At 62.6% G+C, this 1,154-nt stretch carries 1 protein-coding gene; it reads right to left on the bottom strand.

The genetic code is table 11. The features are described from left to right. Positions 1-1,121, bottom strand: a 1,121-nt coding sequence (locus ACIQU3_RS36855; RefSeq protein ID WP_403930169.1) for an amino acid adenylation domain-containing protein, incomplete at its 3' end; no start/stop codon positions are given. Positions 1,122-1,154: the final 33 nt, after the last annotated feature.

Below are 1,154 nucleotides of genomic sequence, written 5' to 3'. Positions count from 1 at the left end.
CCGAAGGGGCAGGCCACGAACCGCTCACCCGTCAAACCCGGGCGACCCACATACCCCCGCGCCAGACCCACACCCGCCACATACAACTCCCCCGCCACACCCACCGGCACCGGACGCAACGCACCATCCAGCACAAACACCTGCGTATTCGCAATCGGAGAACCAATCGGCACACCAGCAGCCGAAACAGCATCTCCGGCCCCAACGGAATACGTGACACACCCGACCGTCGCCTCGGTCGGCCCATACTCATTCACCACCCGAGCCGCAGGATTCACCTCACGCCAACGCCGAACCACCTCACCAGAAAGCGCCTCACCACCCACCACCACATCACCCGACAACACACAACCCCGCGCCAGATCACCCAGCAAACCCAGATGACTCGGCGTCACCTTCAAGAAAGTGCAACCCCACTCACCCGACAACGCCTCCACAACATCCGCACTCTCCGTCAACCCGACCACCCGCACACACCCGCCCACCAGCAACGGGCCCAGCAACGACGTCACCGTCAGATCGAACGCCACCGACGAATGAAGACCCGCCACCCCCCGCAACCCCTCATACTCCTCACCACACCACCGCAGATAACCCACCGCACTCCGATGAGAAACCACCACACCCTTCGGACGCCCCGTCGAACCCGACGTATAAATCACATACGCCGGATGATCCACACTCAGCGAACCAACACGCTCGGAATCCGCAACATCCCCACCCGACACACCCGCCAACCGATCCTCAAAACCAGGATCACCCAGCACCACACACGGCACCGACACCTCAGGAAACACCATCCCCGAAGCAGTAATCACACACGCAAGCCCCGCATCACCAACCATGAACTCAATACGATCCGCCGGATAATCGACATCGATCGGCACATACGCAGCCCCCGCCTTCAACACCGCCCACACCGACACCACCAACTCCACCGAACGCGGCAACGCCAGCCCCACCAACGACTCAGGACCCACCCCCTCAGCCACCAACACCCGAGCCAACCGACTCGCACGCGCATCCAACTCCGCATACGACAACTCCACATCCCCCACCACCACAGCCACCGCACCCGGCGTCCGCACCACCTGCGCCGCAAACAACTCCGGCAACGTCAACCCCGAAACCTCAACCCCCGTGTCATTCCAGTC

Origin of the sequence: Streptomyces sp. NPDC101110, assembly GCF_044759525.1 — a bacterium.
Classification (GTDB): Bacteria; Actinomycetota; Actinomycetes; order Streptomycetales; family Streptomycetaceae; genus Streptomyces.
This window is presented reverse-complemented; position numbering and strand designations above follow the sequence as displayed.